This is a genomic window from Pantoea agglomerans (assembly GCF_020149765.1).
Classification (GTDB): domain Bacteria; phylum Pseudomonadota; class Gammaproteobacteria; order Enterobacterales; family Enterobacteriaceae; genus Pantoea; species Pantoea alvi.
The window spans coordinates 1,001,291-1,022,921 of sequence record NZ_CP083809.1 but is presented as its reverse complement, the minus strand read 5'-3'; the positions used below and the strand labels follow the sequence as shown (position 1 = coordinate 1,022,921).

Below are 21,631 nucleotides of genomic sequence, written 5' to 3'. Positions count from 1 at the left end.
GTCAAACGGTGGGTTGCTGGTTTCAGAGCGCCTTCACAGATATGGCTTCGCCCGCCATTTTTTTACGCATCGTACGCTTGGTGCGGTCAATCACATCGCCCGCCAGCTGTCCGCAGGCAGCATCGATATCGTCGCCGCGCGTTTTACGCACGATGGTGGTAAAGCCATACTCCATCAGGACTTTAGCAAAGCGGTCAACCCGGCTGTTAGAGCTACGGCCGTAAGGCGCGCCCGGGAAGGGGTTCCAGGGGATCAGGTTGATCTTGCTCGGCGTATCCTTCAGCAGCGCCGCCAGCTCGTGCGCATCGTCGGTGCTGTCGTTAACGTGGTCCAGCATGACATACTCAATGGTGACGCGCCCCTGATTGGCGTTCGACTTCGCCAGATAGCGCTTCACCGCGCCGAGGAACATCTCGATATTGTACTTTTTGTTAATCGGCACGATATCGTCGCGCAGCTTATCGTTTGGCGCATGCAGCGAAATTGCCAGCGCAACGTCAATCATATCGCCGAGCTTATCCAGCGCCGGTACCACGCCTGACGTCGACAGGGTGACGCGACGCTTCGACAGGCCGAAACCGAAATCGTCCAGCATAATCTCCATCGCCGGCACGACGTTGTTAAGGTTGAGCAGCGGCTCGCCCATGCCCATCATCACCACGTTGGTGATAGGACGCTGACCGGTAACTTTGGCAGCGCCGATAATTTTCGCCGCGCGCCATACCTGGCCGATGATCTCGGAGACGCGCAGATTGCGGTTGAAGCCCTGCTGCGCCGTGGAGCAGAATTTGCACTCCAGCGCACAGCCGACCTGCGAGGAGACGCAGAGCGTGGCGCGGTCATCTTCCGGGATATAGACGGTTTCCACCAGCTGATCGCCGACGCGGATCGCCCACTTAATGGTGCCGTCGCTGGAGCGCATCTCTTCCGCCACTTCCGGCGCGCGAATTTCCGCAATCTGGCTCAGCTTGCCGCGCAGCACCTTATTGATGTCGGTCATCTGCTCGAAATCGTCGCAGCAGTAGTGGTACATCCACTTCATCACCTGATCGGCACGGAAAGGTTTTTCACCCATAGAGAGAAAAAGCTCGCGCATCTGCTGGCGGTTGAGATCCAGCAGGTTAATTTTTTCGCTTTTGGGGGCAACAGCAACGGGGGAAGCGGACGACGGCGTCACAATCAGTTCGGACATAATGTTCTCTGGCCTCGTTATTACACGTTATGGCTCTGGTTAAGGATAGAAAAAAAAGACGCCCTTGCTGAGACGATCTCAACAAGGGCGCAACATTGTACAACATCTGCGTTGTGATGCCAGGAGAGACAGCGGCGCGTCAGGTAGAAATTTGTAAAGCGCGCTGTCCGGCTGGCGTCAGCCCATTAACGGGTGCGCGGGCAGATCTCGTTTTCGCCGAAGAAGTAGGCGATTTCGCGCGCGGCAGACTCAGCGGAGTCAGAACCGTGGGTGGCGTTTTCGGTGAAGCTGTCAGCGTAGTCAGCGCGCAGGGTACCCGCCAGCGCGTTCGCCGGGTTGGTTGCGCCCATCAGATCGCGGTGACGCTGAACGGCGTTTTCACCTTCCAGTACAGATACCACAACCGGACCAGAGGTCATGAACTCTACCAGGCCGTCGAAGAACGGTTTGCCCTGGTGCTCAGCGTAGAAACCTTCAGCCTGCTCTTTGCTCAGCTGCAGCATTTTAGCGCCAACGATTTTGAAGCCTGCGCTTTCAAAACGGTTGTAGATGGCGCCAATCACGTTTTTAGCAACGGCGTTTGGTTTAATGATGGAGAAGGTACGTTCGATTGCCATGTTGACCTCTGTCTTTAGCATCCTGAAGAAACCGGGAACCCGCTCCCGGTAAGAAAACGCGCCGATTATAGGGAGATCAACGGGCGTTGCCTATTAGCTATCGTATGATTTATTGAAAATTATTGATATTTGTCGATGCAGGCAGGCAAATTTTGTGCATTGCGCCATTTTTCAGTCGCGGATAAAGGCGACGGTGGCTAGATCGCCCGCCTCATCCATGACCACCAGCTGACAGGCGCCGGCGTCGCGCAGCGCCAGCTGCACGCGCGCGCTCTCCTTGCCCTGCTCGACCGGTTCGCCGTTTAAAAACCACCAGCGGCGCTCGCCGCTGCCCCCCTGCACCGCCACCGGCACGATCAGCACCGCTTTGCCCGGCAGCGGCTGCAGATGCTGACCGTTAATCACGCCGGTGATGACCATTGGCGGCGCGTTGCCCTGGCGCAGCGGCGGACAGGCGTCGTCGACCGGCGGCAGACGCTGCGCGCGCTGCTCGCTCTGTGGCAGCCAGGGCTCAAGCGGCAGCGGCCACAGCAGTTGTTCGCGGCTCCGGGCGTCGGGACAGTCCGCCGCCACGCGCCTTCCCTGGGCATTTTGCCAGTAGCGCAGCCGCAGGCCGTTGACGCCCTCCTGCCCCGGCGCCAGCAGCGTCGGCGGGAGAGTCTGATTCAGCACCCAGCTTTGTCGGCGCTGGCGGCAGTTATCATCCCCGGCGGGCAACGGCTGGCCGCCCGGCCAGCAGATGCTCTGCGCGCTGACCGAGGCGGGACGCGGATCGCGCGGCGTGCCGCCAGCGGGCATATGACCAGCCAGCAGGTTCGCCACCTGATGCATAACCGGTACCGCCGAGGCGAAGCCGACCTGACCGGCGACCGGCGTGGCGTCCGGCCTGCCGACCCAGACGCCGATAAGATAGCGCGGCGTGACGCCGATAGCCCAGGCGTCGCGGTAGCCGTAGCTGGTGCCGGTTTTCCACGCCAGCGGCACGATATCGCTCACCGCGCCGCTGGCTGGAGGCTGCGCGTCGCCCGCCAGCATGCGCCGTACGATCCAGGCGGCACCCGGCGACAGCAGGCGACGCTGCCGCAGCGGCTGATCCGCCAGGTAGCGCAGCTGCGCGGCGTTGCCCTGGCGTGCGAAGGCGCTGTAGGCCGCCACCAGCTCATCCAGCCGGGCGCCGGTACCCCCCAGCGCCAGCGACAGGTTAGGCTCGCCGCCGGCCGGAAAGCGCAGGTTCAGTCCAGCATTGCGCAGCCGCGCCGTCACGCTTTTGGGGCCGAGGGCGTCCAGCAGCTGTACCGCCGGCAGATTGAGCGAGCGCTTCAGCGCCTCGCTGGCGCTGACCGGCCCGTGAAAGCCGCTGTCGAAATTGCCGGGCCGGTAGTCGCCAAAGCGGCGCGGCACATCCTGCAGCAGCGATTCGCCGTGGATCAGGCCGTCGTCCAGCGCCATGCCGTAGATAAAGGGTTTAAGCACCGAGCCTGGCGATCGCACGCTGGCGACCATATCGACATGGCCGAAGCGCCTGTCGTCGCGAAAATCCACCGAGCCGACATAGCCGCGTACTTTCATATCGGTGTGATCCGCCACCAGTATCGCCAGCGAGGTGCGCGGCGGCAGCTGCGGCTTAAGGGCGGCAGCGAGGCTTTCCAGCTCGCGCTGCAGCGAGATATCCAGCGTCGAGACGATTTTAACCTCCGCCGAGAGCGACAGCAGGCGACGCGCCAGCAGCGGTGCGGTCTGCGGCATCTGGCGCGGCGGCAGCCAGACCGGCTCCTGCAGGATCTCATCGACCTCCTGCTGCGGCCAGACGCGATGATCGGCCAGCCGCTGCAGCACTTTGTTGCGTGCCGCCTCGGCGCGGCGCGGCCAGCGATCCGGTCGAAGGCGGCCAGGGGCCTGCGGCAGCACCGCCAGCAGTGCGGCCTCGCCTTTGGTCAGCTGCGAAGGCGGCTTGCCGAGCCAGATCCAGCTCGCTGCGCCCACGCCCTCTACCGTGCCGCCAAAGGGAGCGCGATTGAGATAGAGCGTCAGAATCTCACGCTTCGACAGGTGCCACTCCAGCTGCAGCGCCCGCCATGCCTGTACCGCCTTGCCGGAAAACGAGCGCGGCTGCGGATCGATCAGGCGCGCGACCTGCATAGTCAGGGTGCTGCCGCCCGAGATAATGGCCCCGGCGCGCAGGTTCTGCCCCGCCGCGCGCAGGATAGCGAGCGGATTGATGCCGGGATGGTGCCAGAACCAGCGATCCTCATAGTTGAGCAGCGCCTCAAGGTAGGCGGGCGCGACCTCTTCTGTCGTCACCGGATAGCGCCAGACGCCCTGCCTGTCGGCAAAGCGCCAGAGCGGCGTGCCGTCTTCCGCCACCACCACGCGCGCGGGCTGCAGCTGGCGCAGCGGCAGCGGAAACAGCCGGTCAAGCCCAGTCAGCGCCAGCACCAGCGCCAAAAAAACAAGCGGCGGCCAGTGCCACCGCTTTTTCCAGCTCTTCAAATTCATGCCTTAACGCACACTGATTCTCTCCGGCGTTGCGCCCACGGCACGCCACTCCGGCACGTACATCGACTCGACCTGCGGCGGCGGCAGGCGATAGCTGCCCGGCGTCACCGCGCGCGCCAGATAGAGCAGCGTCTCCGTTTTGTAGCCGTTCAGCGCCAGCGCCGCGACAAAGCGATCGTCGCGGAATTCGATATGCCGGATATCCGCCTGCTGCATGTCCATCATGCTCTCCTTCAGCGCATCCGCGCCGTCACCGAGGCTGGCGCTGCTGTCGCTGAGGTTCTGGTTTTCCAGCTCCAGACCGGCGGGCAGCAGATCGACCACCAACGCGTCGCTTACGCGCTTGCTGGCAGAAACCTTCAGCCGCACCACCAGCAGCTGGCCGCTGCTGAGCTGGCTGAGATCCGCCGGCTTGCCGTCGAGGGTGAAATAGTCACGGGTGATATTCAGCACGTTGTGCATGGGCGTCGGCGCGGCAAGCGGATAGCCGGTCACGCTGAGCGCGCCGTAAAGCGGCGTCGTTCCGCTGTTGATCAGCGTCATGCCATGCTGCAGCTGGCTCTCGCCAGTCCCCAGCGTCATCGGACCGCGCCCCTGCAGCGGCTGCGCCTCTCCCGCCAGCGTCGCCTGCCAGGCTTCGCCCTGATGCTGCTGCAGCGTGCGTCCCGCCAGGAAGAGCGCATTGTTCTCCTGGGTGGAGAACCAGCGCTGTCCGCGCGCCTCTTTCGCCAGTTCAATCATTAATGTGCTTTGCAGCTCAGGCAGCAGCTGGTTTTCTGCCAGCAGCGCCACAATCAGCGCGCGGTCGCGCAGCGGACTGCCGTAATCACCCAGCCAGCCGTTTGAGGCGCGCGTCAGGCTGGCGCCCTGCGCCAGCGCCAGCTGCGCGCGCTGCGGATCGCCCATCAGCTTCAGCGCCACGCCGAGCTGCACCAGCGACAGCCCCGATTTTGCCTTGTCGCGTTTCTCATACAGCGCGCGCAGCGCGCCAAGCGGCGCCTGCTGCTGCCGGGCCAGCACCATGCCCGCATAGGCCTGCACGCTAAAGCGCATCGCCTCTTCATCGCTGCTCCAGCGCGTTTCGATCTGCGCCGGATCCTGCAGATAGCGCAGCAGCCGCTCGTCGGCGCGGGCGAGGGTTTCAGGCGGCACGCTGTAGCCCGCCTCGCTGGCGCGCAGCAGGAAATCGGTCACGTAGGCGGTCAGCCAGAACTCCTCTTCGCTCTCTTTGCTCCAGAGGCCGAAGCTGCCGTTGCCGCGCTGCATACCCGCCAGGCGCGCGATGCCGGTATCGATCGCCGCGCGGCGCTCATCGTCGCTGCCGGTTTTAATGCCCATAGCCGTCAGCTGCGCATGGTTAGTGAAAACCGAGGGCCAGATGCCGCTGGCGGTCTGCTCGAGGCAGCCATAGGGATAGGCATAAAGCTCGCTAATATAGTGAGCGATATTCAGCGGCGGCTGATTGCTGAGCGAGAGCTGTCCGCTCAGCGTCTCAGGCTGCAGCCCGCTCAGCGCGGCGGCCTGCACCTGCCAGCTCTGCCCGGGCGATATCTCCCCGTCGAAACTCAGCGTCTGCGCCGGGTAGGCGGGACGCACGCCGATTTTCCAGCTGCGCTGGCTGTCGGCCAGCTTCTCGCCGTCGACCACCAGGCCGGCAACACGCACCAGCACCGCCCCTTCACCGAAACCGCCCTGCGCCTTCACCGGTATATGCAGGGTGGTGCGCGCCCCTTTCGCCAGCTGAACGCGGTGCGAAGCGCCGCCGCTCAGCGCGATCTGCCCCTGGGTCTGCACATCGACCTTCAGCGCCTGAGGCTGTTCCGAGAGATTAGTGAGATCGAGCGCCAGCATCGCCTGATCGCCACTCGCCATAAAGCGCGGCGTCGCCAGCTCGCCGATCAGCGGCGCGGCCACCACGACGTTACGCTCCGCCGCGCCGAAGCTGTCGTCGCTCCACGCCTGCGCCATCAGCCGCAGCTCGCCGTTAAACTGCGGTATCGGCAACTCCAGCGTGCCCTCGCCGTTTTTATCCAGCGTGACCGGCTGAAGCTGCTGCGCCACGATATTGACTTCGGTGAGCGGCTTTTTACCACCGCGCGACAGTGAATCATCGTCGCCGTCACCGCCGAAACGCAGCGTAGCCAGCCGCCCGCCCCCCTCAATCAGCTGGCCAAAGACATCATACTGATCGGCGTTGTAGCGCTTGCGGCCAAAGAAACCATCCCAGGGATCGGGGGTTTTGTAGCTGTTGATATTCAGCACGCCGCTGTCCACCGCCGACAGCAGCACCTGGATGTTTTGCGGCAGCTCGCCGCCGGCGCGGCTGGCTTTGACCCTGACCTTCAGCGTCTGCTCGGGACGCATCTTCAGCGGCGCGTCCAGCGTCAGAGCGAGGCGGCGCGCGTCGGTCGCCATCGGCAGAGGCAGCAGGCCGACGGCGCGCTTCGGCGTGGCGCCGCTCGTCTTATCGCCGTCGCGCACCACGATGGCGCTGAGATAGAGGTCGTGCCGCTTCCAGCTGGCGTCAAGCGGCACAGCGACAGTGGTGCCGCCCGCAGGCACGCTGATCGGCTGCCGCCAGAGCGTGCCGCTGCTCGACTCCACCATCAGAAAGCCTTTCCCTGCCGCTGGCGATTCCACCTGCACGCGGGCGGTTTCGCCGGGACGCAGCGCGGTTTTATCCAGCCTGAGCTTCACCTGATCGGGCCGCAGCGCGCCGGTGCCGTTGGTGTTATCTTCCCACCAGTAGCCGGCGCGGAACTGTACGCTGGAGATAATCTTCTCGCCGGCCTGCACCTCCAGACGATAGGCGCCCCACTCTACCGGGAAGCTCACTTTTCGGCTGCTGCCGGCCGCCAGCGAAATACGCAGCGCGTCCTCCTGCAGATCTTTCTCGTCATGACGCATCTGCCAGCCTTCGCTGTCGGAGAAGCTCCAGTAGTAGTCGCGCCGCTCGTGGATCAGGCGCACCTCAAGATCTTTCGCCGCCAGCTTTTCGCCTTTGCTGTTGGCATAAACGATGTCGAATTCGGCCAGGCTGTTCTCCGGCACCGTCGGCTGCTGGGTATAGCGATCGTAGCGGTAGTCATAGACCGATTCGCTGTTAAACAGCGGCCGGATGCCGGGCAGCGCGGGCGCAGGCCAGACTGCCTGCGTGACGCGGCGCGTGACCGGCCGCCCGCCCGTCTCCAGCAGGCTCGCCTGCAGGATCAGGTTCAGCGGCGAGTGCGTCTGCGCCCACTCGCTCTCTACCGTCAGCTGCAGCTTGCCCTCGTCGTCCAGCGTGTCGTCGATATCGTCCAGGTTGCGTCTGGTGTCCTGTTCCATAACGTCGCCGAACAGGTAGCCCGGCAGCGCGGCGACCGCCTCGCGCGCCGGCCGCAGCATCAGCTGCGCCTGCAGTTCATTGCCCGCGGCGGGCGCGCCGTAGAGATAGCGGCCTTCAATATTAAAAATGACGTCGTCATCAGGCGACAGCGGGCTGTCGCTGTTTTGCAGCGTCAGCGCCATGCGCTCCGGCAGGAAATCCTCTACGTGAAAGCGCCAGCTGCGCGGCTGGCTGTCGCCGCCGTTAAGGCGCAGCGTCCAGTCGCCGGTCATCGCTGAGGCGGGCAGCGCAAAGCGCTGCTGGTAAAAGCCGTTCTCCGGCTGCCAGAGAAAAGTTTGCGCCACTTCGCCGTTGGGCTGCACCACTTCAGCCTTCAGCGGCTGTGGGGGCAGCGGCTTGCCGTCGGCGTCGCGCAGCAGCGCGTTTACGATAACCGTCTCGCCGGGGCGATAGAGATCGCGCGGGCCGAAAACAAACAGCTGCTTGTCGTAACCCTGCGGGCCGCCGACCGGAAATTCCGCCAGATCGAGCGCCGGCAGGTTAAGGTCGATCAGCGAGGTCTGCTCTTTTTGCGTTGCGATAAGCACTTTACCTTTCGCCTGCGTCGGCAGCCGCAGATAGCCGCTCTCATCGCTGACGCCGCTGGCGAGCTGTCGGCCCTTCTCATCCAGCAGCTGGACAGTGACGCCAGCCAGCGGCGCGCCGCTCGCCAGACTCTGGGTAAACAGCGTCATTTCGCCGGGGAAACGGTGCAGCGACAGCCCGATGTCGCTCAGGGTAAACAGCGTGGCGGGCAGCGTATAATTATAGGACCCCGCCTGCTTCATCACCGCCAGATAGACCCCTGGCTGCTTCAGCGGCGCCACATCCTTCAGCGGCAGCTGCAGTTTCTCCCGCGTGTTGCGCGCCGGATTGAGATCGAAGCGGCCGGTGTAGACCAGATCGGCGTGGTTAAGCAGTTCGCGCGACGACCAGTAGGAAAGATTATTGCCGTAGTTCCACTGGGCGAGGAAATCGTTCATCGAGGCGGTCTTGACGCGGAAGAAATCGACGTCGACGCGCGACACGTTGAGCGCCAGCACCGGCAGGCCCTGGGTCAGACGCAGCGGCAGCAGCGAGCCGCGGCTGGCGAAACCCACCATCGGCTGAATATCGCGCGTGGTCAGCGACTGGCTGAAGGGCGTGGTTAAGGTGGTGCCGTTAGCGGCGCGCAGCCCCGCCTCTACGCTGACCGTCAGCTTGCGCGAGGGTTCAGGATGGCGAAAGCGCAGCGACTTGCCGTTCTGGGCCAGCTCCCAGCCGCCGTCTACCAGGCCGTTTTTATCGTCGACCAGCTTTACGCGCGCGGCAAAATCCTGTTTGTCGTCGAGCGGCGTGTTAAAGGTGAGCACCAGCGCGGCCGCGCCGTCGAGCTGAAGCTCAGAGAAGTCGATAATGGCGATCGCCTTCGCCGCCGGCTGCGTCGCGGCAGGCTCGGCGGCGGCCAGCGTAAAGGTGCCCCCGCCCAGCAGCGCCGCACCCAGCGCCACGCCAGCGAGCAGATGTTTTATCACTCTTTCCATGGTAAATCCCTCGCCCGTCCCGGCTGGTATAATTTCGCCGCGCAATTTCATCGCAAACTCGCCATTTTAGCAATGCTCTCCTTGAGATAGCCTTCACATTCCCTGACACTGTGCTTTTCCTGACGATAAGAAGAGGTTGCTATGACAGCCATATTTGTCTCCGCTGACTGGTTAAATGAACACTACGCCGACGAGAACGTGCAGGTGCTGGACGCCCGCATGCTGCCGCCGGGCCAGGAGGCCGTGCGCAATATCACGGCGGAGTATCTGGCGGGCCATCTGCCGGGCGCGCCTTTTTTCGATATTGAAGCGCTTTCAGACCACACCAGTCCTTATCCGCATATGATGCCGCGCGCCGAGCGCTTCGCCGTGGCGATGCGCGAGCTGGGCATCAACAGCGACAAACATCTGGTGGTTTACGACGAGGGCAACCTTTTCTCTGCGCCGCGCGCCTGGTGGATGCTGCGCACATTCGGCGTTGAGCAGGTGTCGATTCTGGCGGGCGGCCTGCAGGGCTGGAAAGCGGCGGGCCTGCCGCTGGCGACCGGGCAGGTTGCGCTGCCGGAGGGAGAGTTCGAGGCGACGTTCGACGAGGCGCAGGTCAGACGCCTGACCGATGTGCTGCTGATCAGCCATGAAGGCGGCGCGCAGATCGTCGACGCGCGCGCGGCTAACCGCTTCAACGCCGAGGTCGATGAGCCGCGCCCTGGCCTGCATCGCGGCCATATTCCCCGCAGCCTGAATGTGCCCTGGAACGATCTGGTGGCGAACGGCGCCCTGAAGCCGGAAGCGGAACTGCGCGCTGTTTTCGCCCGAGCGGGCGTAAAGCTGGATGAGCCGGTGGTGGCAAGCTGCGGGTCAGGGGTGACCGCCGTGGTGGTGATTCTGGCGCTGACGGTGCTGGGCGCACGCGACGTTACGCTCTATGACGGCTCATGGGGCGAATGGGGCAGCCGGAACGATCTGCCGATCGAGAAGTAGCAGCAAGGTGCGGCACTACGCCGCACCCGATTCAGATAATGCGCGTGCTGCCTTTGAAGTCGCGCAGAAAACTGCCCCAGCGACGTTCATAAAAAGGCGTGATGTGGGCGGTGAAAAAGTGGCTGATGCCCTTCTCGTCCGCCACCACTTCACAGATATCGATGGGCGCGTCGTCCGGCAGCGTATCGGTCGCAACGCTGCCCGCCGCCTGGATAATCGCCTCAATATCGCTTTCCGCCTCAATGCCGATCAGCAGATTTGGCTGTTCGTCCGCCCGTTCGCGAATGCTGGCGATAAAGGCGCGGCGCACCTGTTTATATTTGCTGAACAGCTGCGTCAGCGAGTCGATCATCTGCGCCGGGGGGGTCGCCACCTCCGACAGCAGCAGCGCGTGGCCTCCCTCCAGCACGGTTTGCTGGCTCAGGGCGTCGCCCTCTTCGCCCAGCAGATGGGCGATCTCCGCCGGCGAGAACTCTTTGCCGGCAGGCAGTTTGGGGTTGAGGAACAGCGTTTCGCCGCGCGTCATCTCAAACAGCGTGCGCACCGGCAGACGCAGATAAGCCTGCTCGCCCTCAATCGCTTCGCTCATCGCCTCCTGCGAGGTAAAAAACGGAATGACGCTGCGGCCATCCTCTTTTTCCCAGTGCTGCAGATCGACCGGCGTATCCGCCGCGAACTGCGTCTCGGTGCTTTCGCCTGGCACCCAGACGTCAGCGGCCAGCAACAGCTGAAAAAACTCCGGACGGTGCGCTGGCTCGGTCGCCGCCAGCTTCAGCACCTCTTCAAGACGGTTCATGTTTTGCCTTTCTTGCTAAGGCGACGGTCAGGGCCGTCGCCGGATCCTTTACTTGAGCAGCAGATTTGCCAGTGTACGCACGCCAATCCCGGTTGCGCCTGCCGACCACTGATCCACCGCGCCTTTGCGGTAGGTGGCCGAGCAGTCGATGTGCAGCCAGCCCTCCTGATAGCGGGTGACGAAGTGCGACAGGAACGCCGCCGCGCTGCTTGCGCCCGCTGAATGGGCCGCGCTGGCGATATTATTCAGGTCGGCGAAATTAGACGGCAGGTGGTTGCGGTGGAACTCCGCCAGCGGCAGACGCCAGAACGGCTCGTTCTCGCTGGTGGCGCTGCCCATCAGCGACTGCGCCAGCACGTCGTCGAAGGTAAAGAGCGCATGATAGTCGTTGCCGAGCGCGGTTTTTGCCGCACCGGTCAGCGTTGCGGCGTCAATCAGCAGCGTCGGCTGCTGCTCGCTGGCGTCGATCAGGCCATCGGCCAGCACCAGGCGACCTTCTGCATCGGTGTTCATCACCTCCACCGATTTGCCGTTGCGGTAGCGAATGATATCGCCCAGGCGGAACGCGTTGCCGCTGACCATATTGTCGGCGCAGCAGAGGAACAGCTTGACGCGCTGCTTCAGGCCGCGAGAAATCGCCAGCGCCAGCGCACCGGTCAGGGTCGCCGCGCCGCCCATATCGGACTTCATCGAGTCCATAAAGGCGCTTTGCTTCAGGCTGTAGCCGCCGGTATCGAAGGTAATGCCTTTGCCAACCAGACAGGCGTAGACCGGCGCGCTGTCGTCGCCGGTCGGGTTGTAGTCCAGCGCCAGCAGCACCGGCGGACGGCTGGAGCCGCGTCCCACGGTGTGCAGGCCGAGATAGCCCTGCTCGCGCAGATCGTCGCCGCGCGTGACGCGGTAGCTGACCGCCTCGCCGCCAACTTCTCTGATAAGGTCGATGGCGCTGTGCGCCAGATCTTCCGGGCCCAGCTCTTCTGCCGGCAGGTTAATGGTATCGCGCACCCAGTCAATAATGCGCAGACGACGGGAAAGCTCCGCCTGATCCTGCTCGTTCAGCGTCGGCCAGTCCACGTTGCGCTGCCCTTTCGGACTGCGATAGCCCTGCCAGAACGCCCAGCACGGCTCCAGATCCCAGCCTTCACCGCTCAGCGCGACGTGGCGAATGCCCTGCCCGTCGATCTTGCGCGCCGCGCGCTGGATAGTATTGAGCTGATCCGCGCCGTGCAGGTGAATGGTCATGCCGTCGTCGCTGCTGGTCAGAATCGCTTTCTCGCCCCAGCGCGCATCAGCGGGCTGGTGGCTCAGCGTAATGTTCATCGGTTGTGTTGTCATCGCGAAACTCCATATGCGTTATAAGTATCATCCAGCCAGAAGCGCAGGCTTTAGCCGTTAAACGTCAGACCTGATAACAGATATTGCCGGGTGACGCCAGCGGTTCAAGCTGGAGGCGCGCCGTTTCCGGATCTCTCCGGCACGGCGGCGCAGACGTTAACGTGAGGCAGACACCGGCGCGCGCAGGCGAAGAACGACCTTCCGCACCAGCGCAACGGCGTAGTCAATCTCTTCTTCGGTGGTGAAGCGGCCGAGCGAAAAGCGCAGCGAACTGTGCGCCAGCGCTTCATCGAGTCCGATGGCGCGCAGCACATAGGAGGGTTCCATGCTGGCAGAGGTACAGGCCGAGCCGGAGGAGAGCGCCAGATCTTTCAGCGCCATAATCAGCGACTCGCCGTCGACGCCAGCGAAGCTGACGTTAAGAATATTGGGGGCGCTCTGCGCCAGATCGCCGTTAAGCTGTACGCCATCCAGCGCGCTCAGCCCCTGCCACAGACGCGCGCGCAGCGTCGCCAGGCGCGCCATCTCACTCTCCTGCGCCTCACGCGCAAGGTGAAAAGCCTCGCCCATGCCCACAATCTGGTGTACCGGCAGCGTGCCGGATCGCATGCCGCGCTCATGACCGCCGCCGTGCATCTGCGCGTCGATAACGACTTTAGGCTTACGGCGCACGTAGAGCGCACCGATCCCTTTCGGGCCGTAGAGTTTGTGGGCGGAGAACGACATCAGGTCGACCTTAAGCTCGCTCAGGTCGATCGGCAGCTTGCCGACGCTCTGGGTGGCGTCGACGTGGAAGAGAATATCGCGTGCGCGGCACAGCTCGCCGATGGCGGCGATATCCTGAATCACCCCGATTTCATTATTCACATGCATCAGCGACACCAGCACGGTGTCGTCGCGCAGCGCGGCGCGCACGGCGTCCGGGGTAATAATGCCGTTAGCGGGCGGCGTCAGGTAAGTTACCGTAAAGCCCTCGCTTTCCAGCTGCTTGCAGCTGTCGAGCACCGCTTTATGTTCGGTCTGGCTGGTGATGATATGCTGGCCACGGGCGCGCCGGGCGTGCGCGGCGCCTTTCAGCGCGAGGTTGTCCGATTCGGTCGCGCCGGAGGTGAAAATGATTTCACGCGGATCGGCGTTGACCAGCTCCGCCACCTGATTGCGCGCCACGTCCACCGCCTCTTCCGCCTGCCAGCCGAAACGGTGCGAGCGCGAAGCCGGATTACCAAAGGTGCCGTCCAGCGTCAGGAACTGCATCATTTTGCTGGCCACACGCGGATCGGCCGGCGTGGTTGCGGCGTAATCCAGGTAAATCGGTAATTTCATTGCGCTAAAGCTCCGTATCAAAAATCATACGTCTTTATAGCAGATTCGGCCCTGACCGCGTTAGCAGTAAGGGCCGCACAGAAGGGGATCAGGAGGCGCGCAGATTGACGTTGATTTCCTGAACGCGGTTGTTCTGGAAGCGACGATTGTCCTGTGAATTCTGACGGTCGGCGACGTCGAGGATCTCCTGATTGTTCACCAGCTCAGCCAGCGTGATGTTATTCAGGAAGTCGCTAATGCGCACGCTAAGATCGCGCCACAGCACATGAGTCAGGCAGCGTTCGCCGCCCTGGCAACCCTCTTTGCCCTGGCATTTGGTGGCGTCGACAGATTCATCCACGGCGGTAATGACTTCGCCTACCGCGATGGCGCTCGACTCTTTGCCCAGCAGATAGCCGCCGCCCGGACCACGCACGCTGGCTACCAGGCCATGTTTACGCAGACGCGAGAATAACTGCTCCAGATAGGAGAGCGAAATGCCCTGACGCTCGGAAATATCAGCCAGCGGAACCGGCCCCTCATGGGAATGCAGGGCAACGTCCAGCATCGCGGTAACGGCATAACGTCCTTTGGATGTCAGTCTCATAGCGTACTACCTCAATAGCGTCCGGTTATCGGAGGATTAGCAAAAGATAGCCGAAGTCTGACATTCCCGAGTATTTTGGTCAACTATTTAACCGAGTAATTTACTCAACTACTCTTTTTCGCCTTTGCGCTTTTCAAACGAGGCCAGCATGCCGCGCAGAATATTCAGCTCGTCGCGCTCCGGGCGGGCGCGGGTGTAGAGGCGGCGCAGCTTGCTCATCACCTGTCCCGGGTTGCCTTCGCGGATAAAGCCGCTGGTCAGCATCATCTGTTCCATGTGCTGATAGAAGCGCTCCAGATCGTCTACCAGCGGGTAAGGCGATTCGGCGTAGACCGGTGCGGGCTGCGCTTTCTCCTGCGCCGCCAGCCACGCCATCCGCACCTCGTAGGCGATAATCTGCACCGCCATCGCCAGATTAAGCGAGCTGTATTCCGGGTTCGCCTGAATGGCAACGTGGTAGTGACATTTCTGCAGCTCTTCGTTGGTCAGCCCGACGCGTTCGCGGCCAAATACCAGCGCAACCGGTGCCTGCTGGCCCTCTTCCACGCTTTTTACTCCGCATTCGCGCGCGTCCAGCATCGGCCAGGGCAGCGAGCGTGAGCGGGCGCTGGTGCCAACCACCAGGCTGCAGCCGGCAATGGCGTCGTCGAGCGTGTCGACGATCTGCGCGTCGCCGATAACGTCGCTGGCGCCCGCCGCCAGCGAGATTGCCTGCGAGTCAGGCTTAACCAGCGGGTTGACGAGATAGAGATTGCTTAAGCCCATGGTTTTCATGGCGCGGGCCACGGAGCCCATATTGCCGGTGTGAGAGGTTTCCACCAGTACGATTCGGATATTTTGCAGCATAGATTGGCGTCAGTGAGGAAATGATGGGCAGCATGCTAACATAAGTCGAGACATTTAAAGAACGTGCTGCTATAATCCGCGCCGTTTTTCCTCGTTCTTTAACATCCAGTGAGAGATACCGATGCATCCGATGCTCAACATCGCCGTGCGCGCTGCGCGCAAGGCCGGCAACCTGATTGCCAAAAATTATGAAACCCCGGACGCGGTCGAAGCCAGCCAGAAAGGCAGCAACGACTTTGTTACCAATGTTGACCGTGATGCAGAACGACTGATTATCGAAGTGATTCGCAAATCCTACCCGCAGCACTCCATCGTTACTGAAGAGAGTGGCGAACTGGCGGGCGACGATCAGGACATTCAATGGGTTATCGATCCGCTGGATGGCACTACCAACTTTATCAAACGCCTGCCGCACTTCTCTGTTTCTATTGCCGTACGCATTAAAGGCCGTACCGAAGTGGCCGTGGTTTACGATCCCATGCGTAACGAACTCTTTACCGCCGTGCGCGGTCAGGGTGCGCAGCTTAACGGCTACCGTCTGCGCGGCAGCAACGCACGCGATCTCGACGGCACTATTCTCGCCACTGGCTTTCCGTTTAAAACCAAGCAGCACGCTCCAGCCTATATCAACGTGGTTGCGAAACTCTTTACCCAGTGCGCCGACTTCCGCCGCACCGGCTCTGCCGCGCTGGATCTGGCCTATGTCGCCGCTGGCCGCGTTGATGGTTACTTTGAAATCGGCCTGAAGCCGTGGGATTTCGCAGCGGGCGAACTGCTGGTGCGCGAAGCGGGCGGTCTGGTGACAGACTTTACCGGCGGCCATGGTTATATGCATTCGGGCAACATCGTGGCGGGCAATCCGCGCGTGGTGAAATCGCTGCTCTCCAGCATGCGTGACGAGCTGAGCGAAGCGCTGAAGCGCTGAGATGAAAAAGGCGGCTTACAGCCGCTTTTTTCCGGGTAGATATCGTGCCCACGGGGGTAGCTTAAACCGATCGCAAAGTCGCTTGAGTCATCCCTGACCGCCCGGCCCGCGCCGTCCATGGCGCGGGACGCTTTGCTCTTCGGTTTAAGCCACCCCCGCTTCAGAATTCGTGCATATTTGCATAAAAAAGGCGGCTTTTCAGCCGCCTTTTTATTCGCTAACTCTCGATCTTAACGACGTTCGTGGCTCAGAACCTGACGGGGTTGAGTGCGACGACCAATGCGTCCCATCACCGCAGCCAGCACCGCTTCAATCAGCAGCATAAAGAAGGCGTACCAGCTCGCTTTCGCGGTGGCCGCAGCCGCCTGCTCAGCCGCTTCGCGCGCTTTCTGTTCTGCCTGCTGCTTCAGCTGTTGATACTGCTGCATCGCTTTCTGATAGCTCTGTTCGGTCTGGTTCACGATCTGTTCAACTTCCTGATCGCTCTTACCGGTGCGCGCCTTGATGATATTTTTCAGCGCGTCGCGGTCAGCCGCCTGCAGCGTATCAGCATGACGATTCATCACGCCGCTAATCCAGTTAGTAATATCCGTATCGGCGTTCTGCGGATTTTGCGCAGTATTTTTCGCCTGGTTTTCCGCGTTATTCGCTTCGCTATTTACGTCCTGCTGTAAATTTTCCGGCTGCAGTTCAGGTTTGCCGGTCTGGCGCAGGGTGGTTTGCAGTTCATTCTGCAAATCGTCGAGGTTAATATTATTCTCCTGCAGCTTCTGTTTCGCATAATCGGTTACAGAAGGCGCCGCAGCAGAAATACCGCTACCCACGGCCTGGAAGCCTGCGCCAATAATATTGAACGCGCCGCCAATCAGGCTGCTGGCGAGAGAAACGGCCAGCCAGATAGTGAATAAGGTGCTCAGGCCAAACATCAGCAGACCATGCAGTGCGCCTTCACGCTGCGCCAGACGGCCCGCCAGATAGCTGCCCACCGCCATCGCGATTAACATGCTCACGCCGGTCCAGATTAAAGCGCCAGTGCCCAGGTGCTGCAGCGGATTTTGCTCCTGTTGCGGATCGACAGTGGTGGCACCCACCGCCGTGCCGAGCAGCGTCAGTAAAATATGAACGATCAGCGCGCCAATTACGCCAGCGAATACGGCGCTCCAGGAAATACGTTTTAACGGTAGCCCCGCGTGCGTTTCAGTAATGGTTTCTGTTGTGCCATTATTATTAATCCGGGTTTCATGCATGGTGGTTCTCCTCGCAACAGACAACGTTAAATAATCAATATTAAAAAGGAACATAACAATTGGTTGTTGTTATTTAGCGTAGACGAGAAAACTATTTTCACCAGAGCAAGCGGCAATATATTGCAATAACCGAAGCGTGAAAATTTGAGATAAGCAAAGCGTAATAAATCAAGGACGCAAGATAATATTTTTTGCGTCCCCGGTGCGACGGCTAGCCGAACGGGCGAAGGCCGCCGCCGATGCCCGGCGCAGCGCTTTGCCATAACGCCAGCCCCGCTGCGATCAGCAGCATGCTGCAGAGCAGCGCCAGCAGAGGCGTCACCAGCGCCGCCGCAGAGGCCGCGCGGCTTTCGCTGCCGAGCCGCTGCGCCAGTGCCCGCGAGCGCTGCACCAGCAGGCCGATGGCGGAAATGGTTAACGCCGTGCCCAGCGCCATCACCGCGGCTGACAGCACGCCCCAGAGATAAACGCCAATAACGCGCGAAAACAGCAGCATCATGATCGCGCCCGAACAGGGGCGCAGCCCCATCGACGCCACCAGCAGCAGCTGAGTTTTAACGCTGACCGCGCCAGCGACCTGTTGCGCGTCCGGCATATGCGCATGGCCGCAGCCGCAGTGCGCGTCGTGCTGATGTTCGGCGCGCAGGGCGTGAATCTTCATCGGCGAGCGCGGCCGCAGCTGGCGTCGCAGCGCCTTTATGGCCCGCACGCCGATCCATATCCCGAGGCCGATCACCAGCAAATAGCTGCCCTTCTCCAGCCAGTAGCTGCTGAGATGCAGCTGTCGCGATGAGGTTTGCAGCACGACCAGCATCAGCGTCACCAGCAGAATGGCGACGCAGCCCTGCAGCAGCGACGCCAGCAGCGTCAGCCTGAGCGTGACAGTAAGGCGTGTCGGATGGGTGGCAAGAAAGGTGGCGATCACTACTTTGCCGTGACCGGGCCCCAGCGCATGCAGAACCCCATACGCCAGGCTGAACAGCACCAGCAGGCCGCCAGCCTGGCCGGGCGCGGTTTTAACCTGCTGCAACAGCTGGGTCATCTGCTGATGTAGCCCTCTCTGCCAGATGGTGCTCTGCAGCAGAATCTGTGGCCAGAACTGCCACAGCGCAAAGGCGCCCGCCGCCAGCGCAGCGGCCAGCAGCCACAGAGGCCAGGCGCGACGCGCACGAAGGTAAGAAGGCATCAACGACATGTCAGCGTCACCTTTTGTGCAAACTGACGCCCCAGATCCATCTGCTCAGGCGGCGCGTCAGCCTTATCCAGCGACAGCGCGTACTGCTTCAGCGAACTGTCGGGTTTTGGCGTCTGTAGCGCTAGCTGGCAGCGCGCCTGCAGCGAGTCTGGCAGGCTCAGGGCGTGGGCGTCACGATAGGTCATATCGACGAAATAGGTGGGATCGAACGTCAGGATGTCGAAACGCTGACCGGCCAGCTGCGGCGGCTCCGCCAGCGGCAGAATAAACGTCAGCACCGCTTTGTCGCCGCTGCGCGACAGCGCGTAGGAGGTCGGCAAATTAAGAAACTTAACGCGCTGGCCGTTGTGCCAGACCTCGGAAAAGTAGTGCTGGCCCAGCACGTTCGCCATGACTTCTGCCGCCAGCTTCTTCCAGGTTTCGCTGCCGGGCTTCGCATCGCCTGCGTCATAGAGCAGATCGGCCGAGGTAATCTCATCCATCGTCCAGCGCATTTTCAGTCCGGTCAGGGTATCGCCGTCGGCAAGCAGTTCGGTCTGCATATCGATAAAGCTGTGCGGGTGCGCATAGCCGGCGGCGCTCAGCGTCATCAGTAACGAAAAAAGCGCGCTTCTTGTAAGGTTAAAAAGTGACATACCCGATAAAAAGCTCCTGTGAATGGCAAAAAATTGTGACCCGTGCTGAAGCATTGCAGAAAAAACCCGGCGAAAGCCGCGGCCTTTTTTGCCATTGGCTATTCTTAGCGCAATACCGGGCCGCTGGAATCCAGACTGATGAGTTCTGCTCCCTCTTCAGCACCACTCTTCACCCGTTCACAGCGTCGTTGTCATTTGCTGCTGCTATTGTATCTGCCCACTCCCGCACTTACGCTCGAAAAACTCTGTCAGCTGAACGGGGTTGATGCTGTCGTCGCCCGACAGGATATCGAAGATGTCAGGGATGAGATACAGCGTTATCACCAGCTGGAACTGCATCATATGGTGGACGGCAGCTTTCGCATTCACGGCACCGAGCTGGATCGGCGACTTTGCCTGCTGCACTGGCTGCGGCGCGGACTGCGCTTGTCGGAAAACTTCGTGCGCGACCATTTCGCCGCGCCGCTGCGCCAGCGGCTGAAAGTGATGAAAATAGAGAAAGCGCTCTACGACGAGACCAATCTGCAGGCGCTGATCCAGCACTGCAGCCTGAAGCTCTGCCGCGATTTCAGCGCGCGCGATCGCCTGTTTCTGCAAATCTTTATGAAGTATGGCCTGATGCAGCGCCAGCCCGCGCTGTTCAACGAGCGCCAGCTCGCCTGGCTGCAGCAAAAGTATGAGCGCGAGGCGGCGATGGACGTCATTCTGCACTGGCAAAAGCGCTGTCACCTGGCGCCGCATATCAGTGAAGCGGAGTTCTGGACGCTGCTGTTTAGCCTGATCCACGCGCCAGCGCCTGACGCCCTCGATCACCCCTGCAGCCAGCGGCTGATGCAGGCCACCAGGCAGCTGGTCGCCGACTTCGAGCAGCTGGCTGAACTGCGCTTCGAGGAGCCGCAGGAGCTGACGGAGCAGCTCTATACCCATCTGGCCCAGGCGCTGGATCGCTCCCATTTCGGCATCGGCATCGATAACAGCGTGGCGCTGGACGTGACTAAGCTCTATCCGCGCCTGCTGCGTACCACCCAGCAGGCGCTGAACGATTTCGAAACCGCTTACGATCTGCGCTTCAGTCAGGAGGAGGTGAGCCTGATCGCGGTCATCTTCGGTGCCTGGCTGATGCAGGAGAACGCGCTGCAGGAGAAGCAGGTGCTGCTGCTGACCGGCGAAAACGCCCGGCTTGAGCAGCAGCTCGAGCAGCAGATTCGGGAAATTTCGCTGCTGCCGATAAATATCAAATATCAGGAGATGAGCGACTTTCAGCGCGATGGCGCGCCGCGCGAGATCGCGCTGGTGATTTCACCTTACGCCACCTCGCTGCCGCTCTATTCGCCGCCGCTGATCCACGCCGAGCTGCCGCTGAGCGAACATCAGCAGCAGCGTATTCGGGCGCTGCTGGAGGCTTAAACCGCGCGCGGCCGCAGGAAGAGCGCGGGCAGCGCCACCAGCGCCATCACCCAGAAGAGATGTCCCTGCAGATGGGTAAACAGCACGCCGCAGATCATGGTCATCACCGCGATGCCGCCGCCCATCGCCAGCGCCGAATAGATCGACTGCAGGCGAATAACGTCCGGGCCGCTGCGCGCGGCGATAAAGCGCATCGCCGCCAGATGGCAAACGGTAAAGCTGCCGCAGTGCAGGATCTGCCCGACAATAAGCCAGGGCAGCTCCACGGTCGCGCCCAGCAGCGTCCAGCGCGCCAGCGCGCAGAGGCCGGAGAGCAGCAGCAGATCGCGCGCGCGCCAGCGGCGAAACAGGCGATTGCTCAGCGCGAAAATCACAATCTCCGCCACTACGCCCAGCGACCACAGATAGCCTACCACCGACGCGGAGTAGCCGCTCTGCTGCCACCAGATAGCGCTGAAGCCGTAATAGGCGGCGTGCGCCCCCTGCATCAGCGTGACGCACAGCATAAATCGCCACACGCTGTTTTCACGCAGCAGATCGCGCCACGCCTGCCAGCCACCGCTCGCCGCGCTGTGGCGCTCTTCGCCCTGCGGCCGGGTGTGCGGCGGCAACAGCATGCCGCCCAGCATCGCCAGCAGGCCGACGGAGAGCAGCGCCAGAATCGCCTGCGATGACCAGTGATTCACCAGCAGCCCGGTCAGCGCAGAGCTGATAACGAACGCCAGCGATCCCCACAGCCGCACTGGCCCATACTTCAGGCCAATCTGCTGCGTCCAGGTCGCGGCCAGCGCATCGCTGAGCGGCACCAGCGGCGAGAAAAAGAGGTTAAAACCGACCATCACGAAGAGCAGCCACAGCCACTGCTGCCCTATCCAGTAGCCGGCGGCGAACAGGCCGGTCATCAGCGCCAGCAGCCGCAGCGCGTTAATCAGCTGCGCCGGATGCTTTACCTGCGAGGCGATCAGCAGGCTGCCGACGAAGCGCGCCACCATGCCGCAGCCCAGCAGCAGGCCGATCTTTCCCGCGTCGAGGCCGGTATCTTTCAGCCAGACGCCCCAGAAAGGCAGATAGATGCCGTAGCAAAAAAAGTAAGTGAAATAGCCAAGACCGAGCCATTTAGCCGAGCCGATAGTCATTCTGCCTCCCGCAGCAAGCGTCCA

Annotated in this window: 16 protein-coding genes; 3 read left to right on the top strand and 13 right to left on the bottom strand. The window is 61.9% G+C overall.

What is annotated here, in order from left to right; translation table 11 throughout:
* Nucleotides 1-22 precede the first annotated feature (22 nt).
* The 4 genes from LB453_RS07415 to LB453_RS07400 all read right to left on the bottom strand — a co-directional run bounded on the left by LB453_RS07415 (nt 23) and on the right by LB453_RS07400 (nt 9,195).
* A complete protein-coding gene (locus LB453_RS07415) occupies nt 23-1,192 on the bottom strand; it encodes a bifunctional tRNA (adenosine(37)-C2)-methyltransferase TrmG/ribosomal RNA large subunit methyltransferase RlmN (protein ID WP_033753922.1) in 1,170 nt (389 codons plus the stop codon).
* 185 nt (nt 1,193-1,377) lie between these two features.
* A complete protein-coding gene (gene ndk / locus LB453_RS07410) occupies nt 1,378-1,809 on the bottom strand; it encodes a nucleoside-diphosphate kinase (protein ID WP_003848684.1) in 432 nt (143 codons plus the stop codon).
* 171 nt (nt 1,810-1,980) lie between these two features.
* Entirely contained in the window at nt 1,981-4,305 is a 2,325-nt protein-coding gene (pbpC, locus tag LB453_RS07405) for a peptidoglycan glycosyltransferase PbpC (protein ID WP_103794358.1), read from the bottom strand.
* Between the two features lie 3 nt (nt 4,306-4,308).
* Nucleotides 4,309-9,195 carry an alpha-2-macroglobulin family protein gene (locus tag LB453_RS07400; RefSeq protein ID WP_103794450.1) on the bottom strand — a complete coding sequence of 1,629 codons (4,887 nt, stop codon included), beginning with the start codon at nt 9,193-9,195 and terminating at the stop codon, nt 4,309-4,311.
* A gap of 141 nt (nt 9,196-9,336) precedes the next feature.
* On the opposite strand from LB453_RS07400, the gene sseA reads away from it, so the two are divergent.
* The gene (sseA, locus tag LB453_RS07395; protein WP_103794359.1) at nt 9,337-10,176 is read left to right on the top strand and encodes a 3-mercaptopyruvate sulfurtransferase; all 840 of its coding nucleotides are present in this window, start codon (nt 9,337-9,339) and stop codon (nt 10,174-10,176) included.
* Between the two features lie 31 nt (nt 10,177-10,207).
* Here sseA and sseB read toward each other — a convergent pair whose 3' ends face one another.
* The 5 genes from sseB to trmJ form a co-directional block, all read right to left on the bottom strand.
* On the bottom strand, nt 10,208-10,972 hold the full coding sequence (sseB, locus tag LB453_RS07390) for an enhanced serine sensitivity protein SseB (RefSeq protein ID WP_103794360.1): 765 nt from the start codon (nt 10,970-10,972) through the stop codon (nt 10,208-10,210).
* A 48-nt stretch (nt 10,973-11,020) separates the two neighbouring features.
* Complete coding sequence (pepB, locus tag LB453_RS07385; RefSeq protein ID WP_103794361.1) at nt 11,021-12,307, bottom strand: aminopeptidase PepB; 1,287 nt, start codon at nt 12,305-12,307, stop codon at nt 11,021-11,023.
* A gap of 156 nt (nt 12,308-12,463) precedes the next feature.
* Nucleotides 12,464-13,630, bottom strand: coding sequence for an IscS subfamily cysteine desulfurase (locus LB453_RS07380; protein ID WP_103794362.1), 1,167 nt, complete (start codon nt 13,628-13,630; stop codon nt 12,464-12,466).
* An 88-nt stretch (nt 13,631-13,718) separates the two neighbouring features.
* On the bottom strand, nt 13,719-14,216 hold the full coding sequence (gene iscR / locus LB453_RS07375) for a Fe-S cluster assembly transcriptional regulator IscR (protein ID WP_103794363.1): 498 nt from the start codon (nt 14,214-14,216) through the stop codon (nt 13,719-13,721).
* Nucleotides 14,217-14,324: 108 nt separating this feature from the next.
* Nucleotides 14,325-15,062 carry a tRNA (cytosine(32)/uridine(32)-2'-O)-methyltransferase TrmJ gene (trmJ, locus tag LB453_RS07370; protein WP_033753951.1) on the bottom strand — a complete coding sequence of 246 codons (738 nt, stop codon included), beginning with the start codon at nt 15,060-15,062 and terminating at the stop codon, nt 14,325-14,327.
* 121 nt (nt 15,063-15,183) lie between these two features.
* Here trmJ and suhB point away from each other — a divergent pair, with 121 nt between their 5' ends.
* On the top strand, nt 15,184-15,987 hold the full coding sequence (suhB, locus tag LB453_RS07365) for an inositol-1-monophosphatase (protein ID WP_103794364.1): 804 nt from the start codon (nt 15,184-15,186) through the stop codon (nt 15,985-15,987).
* 230 nt (nt 15,988-16,217) lie between these two features.
* Here suhB and LB453_RS07360 read toward each other — a convergent pair whose 3' ends face one another.
* From LB453_RS07360 to LB453_RS07350, 3 genes are all read right to left on the bottom strand, one after another.
* Nucleotides 16,218-17,234, bottom strand: a complete 1,017-nt coding sequence (locus LB453_RS07360) for a hypothetical protein (protein ID WP_103794365.1) — start codon at nt 17,232-17,234, stop codon at nt 16,218-16,220.
* Nucleotides 17,235-17,445: 211 nt separating this feature from the next.
* Complete coding sequence (locus tag LB453_RS07355) at nt 17,446-18,429, bottom strand: nickel/cobalt transporter (RefSeq protein ID WP_103794366.1); 984 nt, start codon at nt 18,427-18,429, stop codon at nt 17,446-17,448.
* Complete coding sequence (locus tag LB453_RS07350) at nt 18,420-19,064, bottom strand: DUF1007 family protein (RefSeq protein WP_103794367.1); 645 nt, start codon at nt 19,062-19,064, stop codon at nt 18,420-18,422. The genes LB453_RS07355 and LB453_RS07350 overlap by 10 nt, the downstream gene beginning before the upstream one ends.
* Nucleotides 19,065-19,202: 138 nt before the next feature.
* Between LB453_RS07350 and csiE the strand changes: the two genes are divergently transcribed.
* Nucleotides 19,203-20,471, top strand: coding sequence for a stationary phase inducible protein CsiE (csiE, locus tag LB453_RS07345; protein ID WP_103794368.1), 1,269 nt, complete (start codon nt 19,203-19,205; stop codon nt 20,469-20,471).
* On the opposite strand, the gene LB453_RS07340 is transcribed toward csiE, so the two are convergent.
* A complete protein-coding gene (locus tag LB453_RS07340) occupies nt 20,468-21,607 on the bottom strand; it encodes a 3-phenylpropionate MFS transporter (protein ID WP_103794369.1) in 1,140 nt (379 codons plus the stop codon). The genes csiE and LB453_RS07340 overlap by 4 nt on opposite strands.
* Nucleotides 21,608-21,631 lie beyond the last annotated feature (24 nt).

Excerpts from the sequence above, each read along its gene's own strand:
- LB453_RS07415 (WP_033753922.1), bottom strand. The coding sequence starts at position 1,192 with ATGTCCGAACTGATTGTGACGCCGTCGTCCGCTTCCCCCGTTGCTGTT.
- ndk (WP_003848684.1), bottom strand. The coding sequence starts at position 1,809 with ATGGCAATCGAACGTACCTTCTCCATCATTAAACCAAACGCCGTTGCT.
- pbpC (WP_103794358.1), bottom strand. The coding sequence starts at position 4,305 with ATGAATTTGAAGAGCTGGAAAAAGCGGTGGCACTGGCCGCCGCTTGTT.
- LB453_RS07400 (WP_103794450.1), bottom strand. The coding sequence starts at position 9,195 with ATGGAAAGAGTGATAAAACATCTGCTCGCTGGCGTGGCGCTGGGTGCG.
- sseA (WP_103794359.1), top strand. The coding sequence starts at position 9,337 with ATGACAGCCATATTTGTCTCCGCTGACTGGTTAAATGAACACTACGCC.
- sseB (WP_103794360.1), bottom strand. The coding sequence starts at position 10,972 with ATGAACCGTCTTGAAGAGGTGCTGAAGCTGGCGGCGACCGAGCCAGCG.
- pepB (WP_103794361.1), bottom strand. The coding sequence starts at position 12,307 with ATGACAACACAACCGATGAACATTACGCTGAGCCACCAGCCCGCTGAT.
- LB453_RS07380 (WP_103794362.1), bottom strand. The coding sequence starts at position 13,630 with ATGAAATTACCGATTTACCTGGATTACGCCGCAACCACGCCGGCCGAT.
- iscR (WP_103794363.1), bottom strand. The coding sequence starts at position 14,216 with ATGAGACTGACATCCAAAGGACGTTATGCCGTTACCGCGATGCTGGAC.
- trmJ (WP_033753951.1), bottom strand. The coding sequence starts at position 15,062 with ATGCTGCAAAATATCCGAATCGTACTGGTGGAAACCTCTCACACCGGC.
- suhB (WP_103794364.1), top strand. The coding sequence starts at position 15,184 with ATGCATCCGATGCTCAACATCGCCGTGCGCGCTGCGCGCAAGGCCGGC.
- LB453_RS07360 (WP_103794365.1), bottom strand. The coding sequence starts at position 17,234 with ATGCATGAAACCCGGATTAATAATAATGGCACAACAGAAACCATTACT.
- LB453_RS07355 (WP_103794366.1), bottom strand. The coding sequence starts at position 18,429 with ATGTCGTTGATGCCTTCTTACCTTCGTGCGCGTCGCGCCTGGCCTCTG.
- LB453_RS07350 (WP_103794367.1), bottom strand. The coding sequence starts at position 19,064 with ATGTCACTTTTTAACCTTACAAGAAGCGCGCTTTTTTCGTTACTGATG.
- csiE (WP_103794368.1), top strand. The coding sequence starts at position 19,203 with ATGAGTTCTGCTCCCTCTTCAGCACCACTCTTCACCCGTTCACAGCGT.
- LB453_RS07340 (WP_103794369.1), bottom strand. The coding sequence starts at position 21,607 with ATGACTATCGGCTCGGCTAAATGGCTCGGTCTTGGCTATTTCACTTAC.